Annotated in this window: 14 protein-coding genes; 9 read left to right on the top strand and 5 right to left on the bottom strand. The window is 55.0% G+C overall.

Annotation, left to right across the window (positions count from 1 at the left end):
• Positions 1-50: 50 nt before the first annotated feature.
• Positions 51-2492, bottom strand: a complete 2442-nt coding sequence (locus DYY88_RS14095) for a GAF domain-containing sensor histidine kinase (protein ID WP_052288400.1) — start codon at positions 2490-2492, stop codon at positions 51-53.
• A gap of 232 nt (positions 2493-2724) precedes the next feature.
• On the opposite strand from DYY88_RS14095, the gene fabD reads away from it, so the two are divergent.
• Both fabD and DYY88_RS14085 read left to right on the top strand, forming a co-directional pair.
• Positions 2725-3609 carry an ACP S-malonyltransferase gene (gene fabD / locus DYY88_RS14090; RefSeq protein ID WP_039726789.1) on the top strand — a complete coding sequence of 295 codons (885 nt, stop codon included), beginning with the start codon at positions 2725-2727 and terminating at the stop codon, positions 3607-3609.
• Positions 3610-3626: 17 nt separating this feature from the next.
• On the top strand, positions 3627-4271 hold the full coding sequence (locus DYY88_RS14085) for a lysophospholipid acyltransferase family protein (RefSeq protein ID WP_044151202.1): 645 nt from the start codon (positions 3627-3629) through the stop codon (positions 4269-4271).
• 29 nt (positions 4272-4300) lie between these two features.
• Here the strand turns inward: DYY88_RS14085 and DYY88_RS14080 are convergent, their stop codons facing one another.
• Both DYY88_RS14080 and DYY88_RS14075 read right to left on the bottom strand, forming a co-directional pair.
• Entirely contained in the window at positions 4301-5020 is a 720-nt protein-coding gene (locus DYY88_RS14080; RefSeq protein ID WP_039726787.1) for an esterase/lipase family protein, read from the bottom strand.
• A 61-nt stretch (positions 5021-5081) separates the two neighbouring features.
• Positions 5082-6731, bottom strand: a complete 1650-nt coding sequence (locus tag DYY88_RS14075) for a B12-binding domain-containing radical SAM protein (RefSeq protein WP_039726786.1) — start codon at positions 6729-6731, stop codon at positions 5082-5084.
• Positions 6732-7178: 447 nt separating this feature from the next.
• On the opposite strand from DYY88_RS14075, the gene DYY88_RS14070 reads away from it, so the two are divergent.
• Positions 7179-8237 carry a tetratricopeptide repeat protein gene (locus DYY88_RS14070; protein WP_039726785.1) on the top strand — a complete coding sequence of 353 codons (1059 nt, stop codon included), beginning with the start codon at positions 7179-7181 and terminating at the stop codon, positions 8235-8237.
• 270 nt (positions 8238-8507) lie between these two features.
• Positions 8508-8939, top strand: coding sequence for an EamA family transporter (locus tag DYY88_RS14065; RefSeq protein ID WP_039726784.1), 432 nt, complete (start codon positions 8508-8510; stop codon positions 8937-8939).
• A gap of 152 nt (positions 8940-9091) precedes the next feature.
• On the opposite strand, the gene DYY88_RS14060 is transcribed toward DYY88_RS14065, so the two are convergent.
• Positions 9092-12166, bottom strand: a complete 3075-nt coding sequence (locus tag DYY88_RS14060) for a UPF0182 family protein (RefSeq protein WP_052288399.1) — start codon at positions 12164-12166, stop codon at positions 9092-9094.
• A 205-nt stretch (positions 12167-12371) separates the two neighbouring features.
• Positions 12372-13061: a DUF4079 domain-containing protein gene (locus DYY88_RS14055; protein WP_039726783.1), complete on the bottom strand. Its 690-nt coding sequence runs from the start codon at positions 13059-13061 to the stop codon at positions 12372-12374.
• A gap of 339 nt (positions 13062-13400) precedes the next feature.
• Between DYY88_RS14055 and gvpA the strand changes: the two genes are divergently transcribed.
• The 5 genes from gvpA to DYY88_RS14030 all read left to right on the top strand — a co-directional run bounded on the left by gvpA (position 13401) and on the right by DYY88_RS14030 (position 17622).
• Positions 13401-13619, top strand: a complete 219-nt coding sequence (gene gvpA, locus DYY88_RS14050; protein WP_039726782.1) for a gas vesicle structural protein GvpA — start codon at positions 13401-13403, stop codon at positions 13617-13619.
• Between the two features lie 298 nt (positions 13620-13917).
• Positions 13918-14916 carry a coiled-coil domain-containing protein gene (locus DYY88_RS14045; RefSeq protein WP_152624670.1) on the top strand — a complete coding sequence of 333 codons (999 nt, stop codon included), beginning with the start codon at positions 13918-13920 and terminating at the stop codon, positions 14914-14916.
• Positions 14913-16178 (top strand): gas vesicle protein GvpN, encoded by a 1266-nt coding sequence (gene gvpN / locus DYY88_RS14040; protein ID WP_039726780.1) that lies wholly within the window; start codon positions 14913-14915, stop codon positions 16176-16178. The genes DYY88_RS14045 and gvpN overlap by 4 nt, the downstream gene beginning before the upstream one ends.
• Before the next feature lie 230 nt (positions 16179-16408).
• The gene (locus DYY88_RS14035) at positions 16409-16753 is read left to right on the top strand and encodes a gas vesicle protein (protein WP_039726779.1); all 345 of its coding nucleotides are present in this window, start codon (positions 16409-16411) and stop codon (positions 16751-16753) included.
• Between the two features lie 41 nt (positions 16754-16794).
• Complete coding sequence (locus DYY88_RS14030; protein WP_039726778.1) at positions 16795-17622, top strand: hypothetical protein; 828 nt, start codon at positions 16795-16797, stop codon at positions 17620-17622.
• Positions 17623-17696 lie beyond the last annotated feature (74 nt).

Raw genomic sequence — 17696 nt, 5'->3', positions numbered from 1 at the left:
TGAATCGCAACGCTCCCGCTGTTGGGCCGACAAAATGCTGAAACGTAGCGTTAGAGCGGGGTGTGAGCCAAGGGCACATAGATTTGAAACTCAGTCCCTTGTCCGATCTCAGAAATCACGATGAGTCGTCCGCCATGGCGTTCGGTCACAATTTGGTGGCTGATAGAGAGGCCCAGCCCTGTCCCTTTACCAATCGGCTTAGTGGTAAAAAAGGGATCAAAGAGCCGCGCCCGATGTTTTTCGTCAATGCCGGGTCCATTATCGCGAATGCAAATCAAGACTTCGCCAGGGAGCTGCTGGGTAGAAATCGCGATCGTGGGGGGCTCAGTTTTGTCGGCTCTAGCCCCAGTAGCCATTTCTTGCTCTAGGGCATCAATGCCGTTACCCAAAATGTTCATAAACACCTGATTGAGCTGGCTCGGGTAGCATTCCACCAGGGGCAAATCGGCATAGTCTTTACTCACCTCAATCACGGAGCGATCGCTTTTCGCCTTGAGGCGATGCTGCAAGATCAGCAAGGTACTATCGATGCCGTCGTGCAAATCGACATCTTTTTTCTCCGCTTCATCTAACCGGGAGAAGGTGCGCAGCGAGGTCACAATTTGCTGAATGCGCTGGCTGCCAATTTGAAACGACTTCAAAATTTTGCTCAAATCTTCCAACACATAGTCCAGGTCAATTTCCTCAATGAACTCTTCGACGGCTTCCACCGGCTCGGGATAGTTTTCTCGGTAGAGACTTAGGAGATCGGTGAGATCGGTGAGGTGTTCTTTGATGTGGGGAATATTGCCGTAGATAAAATTGACGGGGTTGTTGATTTCATGAGCGATCCCCGCCACCATTTGCCCTAGCCCAGACATTTTTTCCGTCTGGACGAGTTGAGTTTGGGTCTTTTGTAGAGTTTGTAGGGCGTTTTCTAACTCAGCCGCTTTTTGCTGAGCCAGTTCACCACTTTGTTTGGTTTGGGCGTACAGTTCAGCCTGTTGAATCGCAATGCTGACTTGGGCGGCGAGCGCATTGAGGAGCTTGATCTCTTCATCTTGCCAGTCACGGGGACCGGAACACTGGTGGGCAATTAAGAGGCCCCACAGTTCATCACGCACGAGGATGGGCACGATCGCGTTGGCTTGCACCTGCATCCCCAGCAAAAAGTCGCGATGACATTCATCCAACTCCGCCGTGGCGACGTTGGGAATCGTGCGGACTCGCCCTTGCAAATACATCGCCGCATGTTCTTCGGGAAAACAGGAATCCTGGCTTTCCTCGTCGAGTAGCGATCGCCAGGGCGCCTCCACCGACTCGGTCACGACCCGACCAAGCCAATCCTCGTCAAACCGATAGATCAACATCCGGTCAACGTGAAACAGTTGGCGCACTTCTTGCACCGTCCGTTGTTGAATCTCGGCCACAGACAGCGATTGCCGAATCTGTTGGGAAATTTGGTTGAGCAGCTCTTCTTGCTTCGCCAATTTGCGATAGGTGGCTTCCGACTGCTTGAGCAAATCTTCCGCAATTTTGCGCTCGGTAATGTCTTCAATCGTGCCCAGCAGCCCCACCACGTTACCCTGGGCGTCGTGTAGCGGGAGTTTGCTCGTTTCTCGCCAGCTCAGTTTGCCATCGGCCTGCATCTGCGACTCTTTGATGCGCAACATGGGGGTATCCGTTGCCATCACCCGGCGATCGCACTTCAGGTACCACGCTGCTTCTTCCGGCGTCCACGGCAAATCAGCATCCGTAATGCCCACCACCTCACTGGGATTGTTAAAGCCCGCCATCTCAGCCCAGCGTTGGTTACACCCCAGATAGACCGAATCTAAGTTTTTCCAAAAAATGTATTGGGGGATATTGTCCAGCACGACTTGGAGGAATTCGGCGGTCTGATGAACCTGGAGCCCCGGCTGAACCACCGCCGGGATCGGTAGCCGTGAGGCAAGGGGGGAGGCCGCCGCCGCTAACGGCGTCGGCACATGGGCCAAGGAGGCCGCCGTCAGGTCGGGCATCTCAGCACCGACGATCGCATCTGGATACGCTTCTAACTGCGCCGCTGTCAGACTTTTGCCTTCCGACTCATACAGGCCCTGCGGCACCACCGTGGGATGACTAATGCTCACCACGGACTCGACCTGTCCCTGCGCGTCGCAAATCGGCGTATAGCTGACTTCACAGAGCTGCAGGTCACCATCTTCATTGGGCAGGGCATGTACCCGTTTTTCCGCTTTGCGCTGCTGCTGCACGGTCATCAAAGCGTCTTCGACCTGCTGCCAATACTTACGCCAGACCTTGGGCAAGCCAGCCTGTTTTGCTAACTCTGCCAATTCGGTATTGTGTCGTCCCAACCAGGCCAAGTTGCTGGCATCCAACGCTGCCGCCAAGGGGGGACTCGCTTGACAGTAACGGCGATCGCGATCGAACAGCACCATCCATTCTGGGGAGCCAGCGACTAATTTTTTGAGCGCATCGGGCAAGGTCGAGCGGGTAGCGGCAGCATCCATAAACAAAGGCAGTGCGCTGTGGCATGCATCTAGTCGGTTTGCTTGCTAGAGTACCCGTCCCCGGCGCATTCACACGCGCAGCGCACGCACGTTTAATCCCCTCCCACCCTGGCAGGGAGCCCCCTATGGTGATCCCAGGCTCAGCGAGAAAATATTCAACTTTGCGAAACGGCCATTTCTTGAGAGAGTTAGAGATGCACAATCTTGAGTTTCGTGAAACAAGAAGGCAGTCATGGTGAAAACAGCCTGGGTATTTCCTGGTCAGGGATCGCAGTCGGTGGGGATGGGCATGGACTTGATGACCCACGCTGCCAGCGAGGCGCGATTGGCGATCGCGGACGAGATCCTGGGTTGGTCAGTCGCCGAGATTTGTCAGAGCCCTGACGATAAAGTCTCGAATACCCTGTACACCCAGCCGTGCCTGTATGTGCTGGAAAGTTTGTTGGTGGATTGGCTACAGGAGCACGGCCACACTCCCGATCTCGTCGCCGGTCACAGTTTGGGTGAATATGGCGCCCTGTATGCCGCTGGAGCCTTTGACTTTGCGGCTGGCTTGCGGCTGGTAAAGCTGCGCGGCGAACTCATGTCCCAAACCTCCGAGGGGATTATGGCGGCGCTGATGGGCTTTAACCGCGACGAGTTGGATGCCAAAATTGCTGAGACCGAAGGGGTGGTCCTGGCCAATGACAATAACCCCGGCCAGGTCGTGATTTCGGGGACACCCGAGGGCGTTGATGCGGTGCTGGCAGATGTCAAGAGCAAGCGGGCGGTCAAACTAAATGTCAGCGGTGCCTTCCATTCACCCTTAATGGCCCCCGCCTCCCGGGAGTTCCAAGAGGTGTTGGATGCGGTAGAATTCCGCGATGTCACCATTCCCGTCCTCTCCAATGTTGACCCGACGCCAGCCACCGATGCAGCAACGCTGAAGCAGCGGCTCTCACAGCAAATGACGGGCTCCGTGCGTTGGCGCGAGATTTCCCTCTCGTTGCCTGAACTCGGGGTGGAGCAAGTGATCGAAGTCGGGCCAGGTAACGTGCTGACGGGGCTGATCAAGCGCACGGTCAAAACCTTGCAACTCACAAATGTCGGTACCCTTGAGCAACTCACTGCTCTGTAGCCCTGAGGCGTCACCTAATGGCTAGCCGCGATCGCGAGCCTTTTGCCAGTTTATTGCTGTACTACCTGTTCAAATGGACGGTAGTGAACCCCACGTTTCGTCTGTATTTTCGGGGGCGGGTCGAAGGGGCACAGCACGTGCCTAAGCAGGGGCCACTGATCGTGGTGGCCAATCACGCCAGCGATTTTGATCCGCCCATTTTATCGAACTGTGTGCGGCGGCCCGTCTCCTTTATGGCGAAGGAAGAACTCTTTACGGTGCCGGTGTTAGCGCCAGCGATTCGCTTGTATGGTGCCTATCCCGTCAAGCGGGGCAGTGCCGATCGCAGCGCCATTCGCGAGGCGTTGAAACAGCTGGATCAAGGCTGGGCCGTAGGAGTCTTTTTGCAGGGCACCCGCACCGCCGATGGGCGCATTCCTAACCCGAAACTGGGTGCAGCCCTGATTGCCGCCAAAGCCCAAGCGCCCTTATTGCCCGTCAGCCTGTGGGGCACCCAACGCATCTTGCCAAAGGGCAGCAAAGTGCCGCGATCGCACCCCTTGACCGTGCGCATTGGCGAACCCATTCCGCCGCCGCCGGCCAAGGCCGATAAAGTCTTGCTGCAGCAAACCACTGAACAATGTGCAGCGGCCATTCATCAACTCCATAATTTAGGCCGTTAACGGCGCTGCGGCCCAGCCGTTTCTCTTGTTCATCGGCTGGTCACGGAATCGACCTGCAGATAAGTCGCCCACTCATCCACCACGCTGGGGGTGCCGTACCACGCGACACCGGGTTTGGGTGAATGGCACACGTCATCCAGCACGAGATTTGTCGCTCCCTCTAAATGCGCCGCCGGAATCGGCGTAATGCCATCACCCCAGCAGGCTCCGTCGCCGCCGGTAATCTGATAGCTGTTGTAGGTAAACCAGGTGCGCCACCGTTGCCCAAAGATGGCCTTGCCCGCAAAGCAGACGTAGCGCACGTCGGCGTGATACGCACCGGGATAGGTCTGGTTGACAAAGTCAAGGTTGCGGCGAGTCCAGCGCTCTTGGCTGGTGTGGGGGGTGCCGAGGGTAATCAGCGTTTGCACGTGGCGGTGGCCCGACCAAGCGTTGGCCCGATCGCGATCCGCCGGATGCACATCGTACGGTTCATCGCCGAGATAGATCCGCGCAATCCACCCACCAGCGGAATGGCAGACCAAATTGACGCGATCGCTCCCCGTGGCCGCCCTGGCCTGCTCAACGGTTGCAGCAATGGCCTGCAAAATCGGCTGCACCGAACGACCGCCAATGGTTGGCACCCAACTGGCTTGGGTCAGCGGCACCACCGTCGTCCAAATGCCACGCTGGTTTAAGTCCGCAACTAAAGACCGGTACGGAGCCGCCCCCGCAAAGTATCCCGGAATAATTACCGTGGGCAAAGTCATGACACTCTCGCGATCGCCAACCTCTATTATGGGGCGACACGGAACCGTTGCGCCGCACCGCTCAGGACTGGCTCGCGGCTAACACTGGGGTCGGCGTATCCGGAGCAAAATGGGACGTGGCGCTGTCCAGATGTTTCAGCAGCGTGGCTTTGGGCAGGAGACCTTGCAAGTGGTCCCACGGCAGGGGCTGATCCCGTTCCCAATGGGCGTGAACGTAAAAGTCGAGCGGCGGCAACTCACCCTTCAACGCTTTGAACGCGCGCTTGTAGCTGCCGAGGGAATCGCCAAATTCGCGAGCCTGCAACAGCAAGGGGGTGAGGCGGCGATCGCCCCGCGAAATCAACGCCTGAATGATTGACCAGTTATAGCTTTCGGGGCGGAAGTCAATGCCGTTGGGCCGGAGGCGTTTTTGCAGCCGTTTGAGGCGCTTGTCGGCTTGCGGGTTAACGCCATACCACTGAAACGGGGTGTGGGCTTTAGGCACAAAGGTGCTGCACCCCAACGTGAGCCGCAACCCCGGAGCCGCTTTCTTCAGTTGTAACATCAAGTCAGCGGTCGTTTCCAAATCCTCCGGCAGTTCGCCCGGAATGCCCGCCATGCCATAGAGCTTGAGGGCACTGAGGCCGCCGGCCTTGGCATTCACCGCTGCAGCCACAATGTCGTCGGTGGCGAGTTTTTTGTTGACGATTTGCCGCACCCGTTCCGAGCCACTTTCGATCGCGATCGTGATGGATTTGGTGCCGTGGCGCGTCAGGGTTTTGGTCAGCTTTTGATTCACCGTGTTGGTGCGCACTGAGGCAATGCTCAGCCGCATATCGTCGAATTGTGGCTGGTTCAGATAGTCCAACAGGTCGTCAAATTCGGGATGTTGGGTAACGGAAGCCCCGAGCAAGCCGAGGCGATCGGTCACCGCCATGCCCTTTTCCACGGCTGGAATCAGCCCGCCAGCGACAGGCGCAGTGCGAAACGGCAAGGTGAGATAGCTCGCCAAGCAGAAGCGGCACATTTCCGGGCAGCTCCGCACCACCTCCACCATGTAGATGTTTTCCCACGCGGCCTGTTCCGTCACGACGGATGAGGTGGAGAGGGTATTGCCGCGATAGGTCTGCTTTTCCACCACGGCGGGAATATCGGCATCGATGGGCTGAATGGCCGCGATCGCCCCCGTCGGACTGTCATAGATCGGCTCATACAGCGCGGGAATGTAAACGCCGGGCACCTGAGCCAAGCGACGGAGTTGGGTGGGGCGATCGCAGTCCCGCACCGTTTGATACGCATCGATAAACGCATCTAGCACGACCTCACCATCCCCCAGCAGCAACACGTCAAAAAACGCCGCAAAGGGTTCCGGATTGGCCGTGAGCACCGGGCCACCGCCAAACACCAGGGGATGCTCGTTGCCGCGATCGCCCGCCAAAATCGGCACATCCAACGACTCTAATTGAGTGAGGATATTGGCGTAGTCCAGCTCCCAAGACATGGAAAAGCCCAGCAGCTCAATCTGAGTGGGTAATGGCTCGTGTCCATCAGTAAATAAGCGCGACACCGCCAAATCTGACCGCTGCGCCAGCATGGCCCAGATCACCTGATACCCCAGACTGGTGATGCCAATGGTGTATTCATTGGGAAACGCAAACACCACAGTCGCCGCCTGGTCAGCGGGTGTCGCCGGGGTAAACAGCAGTTTTTCTAAGTGAAATGGCGCAGTCAACGGATACTCCTCTTCTGGTGCTGGTCTGACTTTAGTATGCGATCGCCCGCTGCGGGTTCGCCATTGGCCCACCATCGCCGCCTGCTAATCCGGAAAGAACGTCCGTCTCCATGATTAGCCTAGTCCAGCCTGACGGTTATGCGGTCAGCCGTTGGGCTGAGGCCGGTGACGAATCCTCTTCGAGACACATTCTGCAAGCCGAACAAACCACGAAAATACGCGGATCAAGCGCTTAGGGACATACGTAGAAGTCTGGTTATATGCACGGTTACGCTTCACCAACGCTTTAACTAGGATGACATCACAGATATATTGCCTTCATTTTTCTACCCCCTTAACCCTCTCGAGCGATGCGTCACCGACCTCCCAGCCACCCCCAAATTTTCAAGCACCTTTGATATAGAGACTCTGAGTAGATTTTCTGCTTAGAAAGGTATAGTTACCCCGATGCAACACATCCCGAGCCCAGAAGTTGAACGGCTTCTATTAGAAGAGACCCTAGTCGCTTCTCATGAAGAACTCGCTCAGCAGGCCCTCACCCCGGAGCAAAGAACTTGTCTGGCTGCCGAAGCTAAGCAGTCTTTGAAGCAGGGCGCAGCCCACCAACGCCAGGGCAACACGGTGGCCGCGTTAGGTGACTTTCAAAAGGCTTTACAGGTGTTTCAAACCCTGGCGCAGCCGCGATCGGCAGCCCGCGTCGTGCTCGTGATGGCACATCTGTGTTACACCTTGGCCGATTATCTATGGGCCGCTGACTACGCTCGTCAAGGGCTGGCGCTGGCGCAACAGTTAGCCGATCAGACTTTGCAGCATCAAGCGCTGAGTTGTTTGGGTAACAGTTATCGCCATCTGGGAGAAATGGAGAACGCCGAAACCTGCATGGCCCAAAGTTTGCGACTAGCTCAAGTCGTTTGCGATCGCGAGGCTGAAATGCGGGCCCTCGGTAATTTAGCCCTCATTTATCGGGTGCAGGGCAAGTCAGACCAAGCGGTTGACCTCTATGAGCAGAGCCTAGAAATTGCTGAAGCCCATCAAGATCTAGTGGCGCTAGAACAGATTTTGCGCAATTTGGGCAATGCTTACCATGCCCTCGGCAATTCACAGAAAACGATTGAATATTACGATCGCTTGCTCCGACTCAGCCGCGATCGCATGGAACTAACGGTCGTCAACAAAATTTTGCGTAATTTGCACAGCGCTTGTTATGCGATCGGCGACTACACCCGGGCCGTCGTTTACCTACAAGAACGACTGCAACTCGTGCGCCAGCTCCAAGACGATCGCGGTGAAGTGCAAACGCTAGAAAACCTCTCGATTAATTATGATATCTTGGGCGATACCGCCAAGGCCCTGCAAGCTCGCGAAGAGCGGCTCAAGGCAGCCATTCGCCTACAAGATTTATCCCTCCAGCGGCAAGCATTATCGAGCCTCAAGATGGCCTGCATTGCCCAGGGTGATTTTGAGCGGGTCAAGCGCTACATCAACTACCTCACAGAATCTGTTTAGAGCATTTAGCGACGGCAGATGGGGCTGACCAATCTTCCACATCATCTCTTCAGCCCCCCAGTCCCTGGCAGACTTTCCAATCTCCTGAGGTCACGATCCAGGGATCGGGGGCCTTATCAGCTCAACTGAACCGTCCCCGGAGCCTGACTTACAGCCCGCAATGTTTCGACCAAGGCCTGGGGGTGCCAATCCTGGCAATTCCGTAGTTCACTATCCAAAGCTGCGCCAATCATGTGGGTGGTGGGCTTGGCACACGTCTACGGAGGATTTATGTCCACAAGTTTAAGCGGCTTATTGCTCGCGCTATTGTCAATGCTGACCTTAGGCATCAGCACCTATCTCTACAAGCAAAGTACAGCGGCGATTGGGCCGACGAATACAACATTTTTCTACTACTTGTTCAGCCTGCTCATCGCGATCGCCGTTTGGCTCGCGTTTGGCGAAAAACAACCGTTTGATAAAACGGCGCTCCTCTGGCCGGCCTTGCTCGCGGCGTTTTTGTTCACCAGCGTGTGGGCCTTTAACTACGCGGTGAATGCCATTGATGTCTCGGTGGCGGCGACGCTGCGGAGCCTGAGCTTTTTGGTCACCATTGCATTAGCCGTCAGCATTTCCCACGAGAGTTTGGCCGCAAAAGATTGGGTGGCAGCGGCTTTGGCCGCGATCGCGATTATTCTCTTCGGGATCAATCCTCAACGATGAAATGTAGCCGAGACGGGGTGCGAACAGCGGCTAAGCTAAAACCTACCGACTTTGCATATTTAGATGCCAGGGAAAACTCGTTGGATAGGCGTCCTCGCCTGTCCAGCCGCACCTCAAACTGAATCAACCGTGCAAATTAAAAGGCTAACAGCTTACTGGGTTTCGACCTCACTGTCGCCAGCCTCAGCATCAGCCCCGGTGGGCTCATCGAGCAGGCCAGGCACGATCGTGTCAATGCCCTGACTGTCCGCTTCCAGGTCGCGAATGACTGGCGCGGCAGTTTCTCGTTCTCGATTGAAGATGGCGTCGAGGGCGTCGGGCAGCGTTTCGGCCATGGCGATGCGGTTGCCATAGACCAAAATGACGCGAGCCAAGATGGGCAGGCTATTCTGTTCCGCCTCCAAATACAAGGGCTCAACGTAGAGCAGCGATCGCTCGATCGGAATGACTAACAAGTTGCCCTGAATCGCCCGCGATCCCTGAGTATTCCACAGGGAAATTCGTTGGGAAATGGCGGGATCTTGGTTGATGCGGGCCTCGATTTGCTCTGGCCCAAAGACGAGCACTTGTTTGGGGAAGCGGTAGAGCAGCATTTCGCCATAGCGATCGCCCGTCGAACTCGCGGCCAGCCACGCCACCAGGTTATTCCGCTGGGCGGGGGTAAAGGGTCGCAGTTGAATGAAATCTTCTTCCGCTTGATCGGGCAACCGCATGATCAGGTAATAGGGCTGCACCTCTTGGGCTTCGTTGGCGTAAATTTCGTTGGGCGCACGCCACTGATCTTCCCGGTTGTAAAACACCTGCGGGTCGGTCATGTGGTACGTCATCAACTGATTGGACTGTACCTGAAAGTAATCCTGGGGATAGCGCACGTGAGCGAAGAGCGCCGGGGGCATGTCGGCAATGGGGACAAACATGCCGGGCAGCAGCCGACTCCAGGTTTGAATGATGGGGTCGTCGGCATCGGTCATGTAAAACCGAATCGCACCGCTGTAGGCGTCGATGACGACTTTCACTGAATTGCGAATGTAATTGAAGTCGTTTTCCAGCGGATCAGAGTAGGGAAAGCGATCGCTGGTGGTGTAGGCATCAATCACCCAGTACAAATAGTTGGGCTGGTCGGGAGGCGTCATGCCCGCAGCGGAAGCGTTGGTGCCCCAGGTTTCACTGTCATTCCCAATATCTGCCACGACGAGGTAAGGATCGGAGTCAAAGCGCAGAAAGGGGGCAATGGTCTGCACGCGATCGCTGATGGGGCGACGATAGAGCAATCGTGTCGCGTCCGTAAAGTCTTCGGTAAAGAGCATCTGCCAGTCTTTGAGATGCCACGCAAAGAGCAAGCGGGTGAGCGGATTCGCCAGAGAAATGCCGCGATTACCGCTGTAAGTGTTGTAAGCGTTGTCGTCACCACTGGGAAAATCCAGCTCTTGCACCTGGGTATCGACCATGACGTAGGTATTGGTCAATTCGCCAAAGTAAATGCGGGGTGCCCCGACGGGAATGCTGCGGCGCACGGCTTCGTCGCTGGGAGTATGGTCGATGTCGCGAATAAAGTAGGTGGGCAGACCGTCATCATCGGCGGTGTTGACGGGGCTCATAGTGAAGCCGTAGCCGTGGGTGTAGACCAGGTGTTCGTTGACCCAGGTTTGGGCCACTTCGGGCACCCGCTCAAAGTTCAACTCACGGGCGGAAATCAAAACCTGCCGCAGGGTTGTAGAACTGTCGTCTTGGATGAGGGAGTAGCGATCGACATCCGCATCCGCAAATTCATAGTAAAGGCGAATCTGTTGGAGCTGACGGTTACTTTGCAGCAGGGGGCGGGTATCCCACAGACGCACATTGTCGAGGGTGAGGCGGTTATCTTCGAGGGTGTCGGCGGTGAGATTATCCTGGGGGTCAAAGGGCTGCACGTTGATGTCGGCCAGGTCAAAGGCTTGGCGGGTTTGCGCGATCGCCCGCTCAATGTACGGCCGCTCCCGTTGCAATTCATTCGGTTGCACCACAATTTGCTGCACGAGGCGCGGCACCACCAAGCCCCCAAGAATAGCCAGCACCATGTAAACAGCCAAGCCCCAAATTAGCGGGCGCGTTGTCAGTGGCCGTTGAGTCACCGGCGGCAACGTTGCGTGTTGGCGATGGGCAATCTCGCCAGCCCAAGCGATGAGATCACGCAGACCCACTGTCCAAAAGAGCGATCGCCACAGCATCCCCATCCCCAAGATGAGGGAAATGATGCTGAGCGCAGTGTAGACGGGTAACCCGACCCGCACATCGGTGTAGCTCGCGCCATACACTACCCCCTGAGGAGAGTAGAGAATCTCGAACCGGCCCAGCCAATGGTTCAAACTGGTGGCTAATAGCAGCAAGCCACTCAAGCCATATAAGTGCCGCTGTTGAGGCGAGGTAAAACCGGGAAAGCGACCATTACTGAGGCTATTGCCTGACAGTAGATAAATCAGCGTAACGCTGACCAGCGTGAAGAACATCAGGCTGATGAACCAGAATTCCGCCACTTCTAAAAAGGGCAGTCGAAACACGTAATAGCCGATGTCATTACCAAAGAGGGGATCAACCGCGTCAAAGGGAACGGGATTGATGGCCGTCAAGACCTTTGTCCACTGTTCAGAGAGGGCGAGGCCGAGGGCAAAACTGGCAAAGACGGCCGCGATCGCCGTGCAGATTTGCGGCAAAAAGATGAAGGCTATCACCACCGCCAACAGCGCCGCCAACAGCCAGGGATAAGTCACTAACTGCACTAGCACCGCGCCGATCGCCTCCGGTTTAGCCCACAGCGGCAGCGGCGGCGCAGGATTGTAAACCGAGGAGCTGAGATCCCAATAGCTGGTGACGACGCGCCCCAAATACAGCATTTGAATGCCCAGGATCAGGGTCAGGCCACCCGTCAGTAGCAGCAGGGGAAACAGGCCGATACCCGTTTGGCGCGATCGCTCCCGTTCGCGATGCGAGTGGCCGCTGGTAATGGGTGTGGGCAACCGATTCGCTAACGCCAAATTGCCCCAAAGCACCAGCCCACTTAGGCCAGTCGCCAGCCCCCCCAGCAACACTTGACTCCGCACCCGCAGCACAAACACATCGCTGTAGCCTGCATCTTGAAACCACAGCCCCTCAGCCCAAAAATAGGCGATGACTTGCGCTAACAGCAGCCCGCCGCCGATGCCAATGAGCCACGGCCAGCCCGCCCAATACCGGAGTCGTTTTTCTAACATGCCTGCATTTTAAGGGGCGATCGCGAGAGTGATCGTCCGGCGTTACAGAAGCTTGGGGAAGGGGGTGAGGGTGGCAGGGTGTGAGGGTATGAGGGTGGCAGGGGGTTTAGCTATCGAGCCCTCAAGCTACTTGGCTAACCCAACTACTCTGCTACCCAACCACCCAGCTACCCAGGCACTCTGCTACCCAACCAATCAGGCACTGCTACTCACAGGTTTTGTTTGCAAAGTCGCACTGATAAACGACGGGTTCCTGCCAGGAGAGTGGAATTTCTAACAGGTCACGGGTTCCCGTAATGCCCATGCCCACAAAGAGTAAGAGAGCGACCATATTCAAGGCAATGTGACTGTTGCGCCAAGCTTTAGAGCGATAAATCTCGGGCAAGATGGCAACCGATACAATCATCAACACAGCCGCCACAATGCCGTAGTAGTAATGAGACATGAACCATTCGTTCGTGCGACGAAAGATGCCGTCCTGACAGCCTAAAATAATCAACCCCATGCTGGAGAGGGTGGCAAAGCCAGCACGCCAAACAGGCTTTTTAGCGCGATACAGCAATACCAAAGTTGCCACCGTAAAGGCATACATGGCAGCGATAAAAAAGACCTGAAATAAGTTATCGGCAAAGGCATTCGTGCGAATCAGGGTTTTGATGAGGGGATGGGCCATGCCGAGGAGGGCAATGCCCACCACCGAGGCAGCAAGCCAGCGACCGATCTTGACGTGTTCCGCCCCAACAACTGGGGGGATTTTGGATTTCTGTTTAGTGGATGCGGCCAAGCGGCGTTGGCGAGTTTGTAAGGCAAAGTAGGTCGCAATCCCAATCAGAGGGAAAACGTAGAAAACGGCGATCGCCGGGTGGACGAGCCGCAAAATGTCGGTAGTATTCATAGGTTAGGAATGCCGCAAGGAAAATAAAACGCTTTGCTGACTGACTTTCAGAACAAGCTAGCGACTGCCTCAACGACAGCCCTGCTGAAGTAATCGTAAACAGTATTTGTGAGACGTGCCTGAGCGTCCCCTGAAAATCTGCCCGGGCGTGCCCTGACATTGTCAAGGTTTGTTGCTGAATGATTTTGATCTGTAAATCATGGTGAGTTCTCATAACGGCTGGGCAACATAAATCTGTGCAAAACATGAAGTGTGTTGTTCCCACTGCACAGTTCTCTTGAGCCTGTGAACAACAGATTTCACATTTCCTGAATCAAACAGATTTTGAGGTTTATCACCATGGCTGTTGAAAAAGTAAACTCTTCGTCCAGCTTGGCAGAAGTTGTTGATCGGATTCTCGACAAAGGTATCGTAGTTGATGCTTGGGTTCGCGTATCGCTCGTTGGTATTGAGCTGCTAGCCATTGAAGCTCGCGTTGTCATCGCCTCTGTCGAGACCTATTTGAAGTATGCCGAAGCAGTTGGTTTGACGGCTCAAGCTGCCGTTCCTGCCTCCTAGTTAGGTTTACGGTTTTAATTAACCTGGTTTGGGAGGAGTTGGCCATACCGCTTGCTTCCTCCCAAACATTCATTGTTTGAGATTGTTCGAGTTTGTCTACTGGTTTTCCCATCTTTGAAGCTGAACTGTGGGATTCGTTCACACAGGATTTCTAGCCTCGTGAAGTCTTCTCTATCAGGTCTTCACAGGTTGCCGAATAGATGTTTTTTCTTACTCCAAATATGGAGTGAAGCCCTTGTAGAAATCGGTAGAGATCTTTCACCACACTTTGCAGAGTTTTATTAGGGAGATGACGGCTGTGGCGGCACTCCGAGATGAATGGGAAACAGCGCGTGCGACGCGCCAAGAAGAAGTGATTCAGCGCCGGGCGACGGTGTTGGAAGAATTAGCGCACTGCCAGCAGAGCCGCGAAGCCGACGCTGCTCAAATGCGAGCGTCCTTGGCTGAGCATTATGCCGCAGTGCAGGACGAAACCAATTTATATTTGACCCAAGTCGAGCAACAACGTCGGGCGATGGCCAGGCAAACCGCTCAGCAATTAAAGGAGTTTGATGCTGAGCTGCGCAGCGCTGTGGCAGATCAACGGGCGGCCAATCAAGAAGACCTGTTTGAGCTGCAACAAGCCACTCAGGAAAAGTTGGCGGGTCACATGCACGATCGCGCCGTGATGCGCAGTCGCCAAGCGCAAGCCTTGTCTGAATATGTCGTTGAACTCGAAGACGTCGTTGCCGATTATCTGGCGGAGATCAAGGAAAATCGAGAGGCGACGGCAGTCGTTGATCGGGCTCAGCGGCATCGCGATCGCGAAGCATTAACAGAAGATGTGGAAGCCCTGCGCGAAGAATTCACGGTTTATCGGCAGCAGATGCGCGACTTTCGCGAAGACTTAAGGCAGTCTGTCTGGGGTGATGCCGTCCCGCAAGCAGCGCCAGCGGCTCCGAAACCACCGAAATCGGCAGCAAAAAGTCGACCGGCAGCGGCCCGCAAGTCTCCTACAAAAGCAAAACCGGTTGCCACTAAACCAGCAACGATGAAATCGGTGGCTAAATCAAATGGCGCTAAAGCTCCGGCTCCGGCAGCGCCAAAAGCGACTCCCGCTAAGGCTGCTGTGCCCACCGAAGAAGCGGTCTTTGAGTATTTGCAAGACCACAATGACGGTGCGCGTTTGACCGAAATCGAATCCACTCTGGGAATTAATCGATTCCAAGCGGTGGATGCCCTGCGATCGCTAATTCAAAAAGAGCTCATCGTTCAAAAAGATAGAACCTACCGTATTCAAGAGGAAGCCGTTCTGTGAGCACCGTCCTACAAGCCCGCCCCCGCAACTTTGTCAGTACCCCCGCCGTCGAACGCATTGCCCGCCGTGCCCTGCGGTATCTCCAATCTGGGTATTCGGTACACCTGCGCGGCCCTGCCGGTACTGGCAAAACGACCCTCGCCCTGCACCTCGCTGATCTGTTAAGTCGGCCCATCATGCTGGTGTTTGGTGACGATGAGTTCAAGACCTCAGATTTGATTGGCAATCAGTCTGGCTATACCCGCAAAAAGGTCGTCGACAACTATATCCACAGTGTCGTGAAAGTTGAAGATGAACTGCGACACAACTGGGTCGATTCGCGCTTAACCTTAGCCTGCCGAGAAGGGTTCACTCTGGTGTATGACGAGTTCAACCGCTCGCGTCCCGAGGTCAACAACGTTTTACTCTCGGCCCTAGAAGAAAAATTGCTGGTGCTGCCCCCGAGCGGTCATCGACCAGAATATTTGCGGGTCAATCCCCATTTTCGGGCAATTTTCACCTCTAACCCCGAAGAGTATGCGGGGGTGCACGGCACTCAAGATGCCCTGCTGGATCGTTTGATTACCATCCACATGCCCGAACCTGACGAGCTCACTCAGCAGCAAATTCTGATCCAAAAAGTTGGGATTGAACCAGCTGATGCGCTGATGATCGTACGCTTGGTCAAAGCGTTTAAATCCCAAATGGGGAACCACAGCGCAACGAGCCTGCGACCTAGCTTGATGATCGCCAATATTTGCCATGAGCATGGCGTCGCGATGATGACGGAAGATGCTGATTTTCGAGACGTCTGTAGTGATGTTCTGCTATCTCGCGTCACCAATGAACTGTCGCCGGCAACCCATACTTTATGGGATTTATTTAATGAGTTAACTGCCAGCGCAGACGTGTTGGGCCCAGAGAGTAACAGCACTGATGTCAGCCCCCAACCCGAGGCAGATAAGCCAGTCGAGACGAAGGGCTCTAAGGGCAAATCTACGACAAAAAGTAAGGCTAAAGAATCGGCTAAGGCTTCAGAGGAGGCTGATGAGGCTGGTGATGATAGTGCCTCAGCCCCAGAACTCGACGAAATCGAGTCCAGCATTTTGACCTTTTTGACCGCGAGGGAATCGGCCTCTTTGTCAGAAATTGAGTCGGAACTTTCTTTGACGCGGTTTAAAGCAGTCGATGCTTTGCGATCTCTGGTCGAGGCCGGTTACTTACAAAAACAAAACGGTGCGGGCAAACCAGCGATTTATGGTTTAGTGCCAGAGGAGTCCTAGATTCCGCCATTGCAAGTGCTCGCCAAGTGGGTAAATATGAGTTGTCATTGATGCTGATCCCTGGCTAGTTTTCTTAAGGCACGTAAATGATTTGCCATGATTTTTGGTCAGTGCCTCACAATTGGGGCGATCTCACTCAATCATCTGAGGGTTTCAATCAAATACTTCTCTCATAAAATTTTCCAACTTTGTTTGTGGTCTCTGAACCACTGCTGCACAAAAGGGCAATCATGACTGGCCAATCTTTATCGCGTTCTTCAAGTGCCAATCGCCAAATGGCCACCGCGACCCAAGGTTCCACTTTGGTCGATGTTTTAGAACGAGTACTAGACAAGGGCATTGTCATTGCAGGCGACATTTCCGTCTCGGTCGGTTCGACAGAACTGCTCACCATTCGCATTCGTTTGCTGGTCGCATCAGTCGATAAGGCACGTGAAATGGGCATCAACTGGTGGGAAAACGATCCGTATCTGAGTGCGAGATCGCAGGAACTCTTGACCGCCAATGAACAACTGCAATCCCGCATCGAAAGCTTGGAACAAGAGCTGAAATCATTGCGATCGCAAGAAGACTGACCGCATCCACCCGTTGATGAATGAGGGCTGATGCCTGACCCATGCGCCAGTTTCCCGCTCGCATCCATGGTTTATTGGCTCCGCAGGCACCACTGGGGGTCATCATTCGGCGGGGTCCGTCTAAACAGGTAGCGACAATTTTGTGGGATCGCCGCCAAGATACCTTTCAGCTAGGGCAATGGCTCAAAGGCCGTATTTATGAGCGCCGCAGCGATCTCTCGCCAGATGGCCAATACCTGATCTACTTTGCCATGAATGGCCACTGGCAATCGGAGGCGCAAGGATCGTGGACCGCGATTTCCCAAGCGCCTTACCTCAAGGCATTGACGCTATTTCCTAAGGGCGATTGTTGGCAGGGCGGGGGCTTGTGGACCGGCCACACCCGTTACTGGCTCAATGGCTGTCATGACGAAGCCTTGTTCAACCATGCCAACAAACTGCGCCGCGATCTGAAGTTTCAGCCCTCTACTTATTTTGGTGCTGAATGTACTGGGGTTTACTATCCCCGTTTGCTACGAGATGGCTGGCAATTGCTAGAGCAGCGAGAAATAGCGAAGTGGCAGAGTCAAGATATTTTCGAAAAGCCCTTAGGTCACGGCTGGCGCTTGCGCAAAATCGCCCATGCCGAAGTGGGAGCGCCCGTCGGCAAAGGCTGCTATTGGGACGAGCATCAACTCCGCCATCCCGCCTCGGGCACGACCCAAAATTATCCCGATTGGGAATGGGCCGAGCTGGATGGTGATCGCTTAGTCTGGGCAGAGCACGGCAAACTCTTGGCCGGACGCATCCATCACGGTGGCTTGTCCCAGGCGACCGAGCTCTTTGATTTCAACCCGATGCAATTTCAGCCGCGGCAAGCGCCTTATTAACCGCAGACCAGGTGGCTAAGTGCTCTGGTCAATGAATGGCGGCAGAGTTCTCTAGAATAGGCACAGCTTCACAA

The sequence above is a fragment of the Leptolyngbya iicbica LK genome (assembly GCF_004212215.1).
GTDB classification, from domain to species: domain Bacteria; phylum Cyanobacteriota; class Cyanobacteriia; order Phormidesmidales; family Phormidesmidaceae; genus Halomicronema; species Halomicronema iicbica.
The sequence above is the reverse complement of the archived record's forward strand: the minus strand, read 5'-3'. Positions and strand labels throughout refer to the sequence as shown.

Bases quoted from the DNA above. Each gene is read 5' to 3' on its own strand.
- DYY88_RS14095 (WP_052288400.1), bottom strand. From the start codon at position 2,492: ATGGATGCTGCCGCTACCCGCTCGACCTTGCCCGATGCGCTCAAAAAA.
- fabD (WP_039726789.1), top strand. From the start codon at position 2,725: ATGGTGAAAACAGCCTGGGTATTTCCTGGTCAGGGATCGCAGTCGGTG.
- DYY88_RS14085 (WP_044151202.1), top strand. From the start codon at position 3,627: ATGGCTAGCCGCGATCGCGAGCCTTTTGCCAGTTTATTGCTGTACTAC.
- DYY88_RS14080 (WP_039726787.1), bottom strand. From the start codon at position 5,020: ATGACTTTGCCCACGGTAATTATTCCGGGATACTTTGCGGGGGCGGCT.
- DYY88_RS14070 (WP_039726785.1), top strand. From the start codon at position 7,179: ATGCAACACATCCCGAGCCCAGAAGTTGAACGGCTTCTATTAGAAGAG.
- DYY88_RS14065 (WP_039726784.1), top strand. From the start codon at position 8,508: ATGTCCACAAGTTTAAGCGGCTTATTGCTCGCGCTATTGTCAATGCTG.
- DYY88_RS14060 (WP_052288399.1), bottom strand. From the start codon at position 12,166: ATGTTAGAAAAACGACTCCGGTATTGGGCGGGCTGGCCGTGGCTCATT.
- DYY88_RS14055 (WP_039726783.1), bottom strand. From the start codon at position 13,061: ATGAATACTACCGACATTTTGCGGCTCGTCCACCCGGCGATCGCCGTT.
- gvpA (WP_039726782.1), top strand. From the start codon at position 13,401: ATGGCTGTTGAAAAAGTAAACTCTTCGTCCAGCTTGGCAGAAGTTGTT.
- DYY88_RS14035 (WP_039726779.1), top strand. From the start codon at position 16,409: ATGACTGGCCAATCTTTATCGCGTTCTTCAAGTGCCAATCGCCAAATG.
- DYY88_RS14030 (WP_039726778.1), top strand. From the start codon at position 16,795: ATGCGCCAGTTTCCCGCTCGCATCCATGGTTTATTGGCTCCGCAGGCA.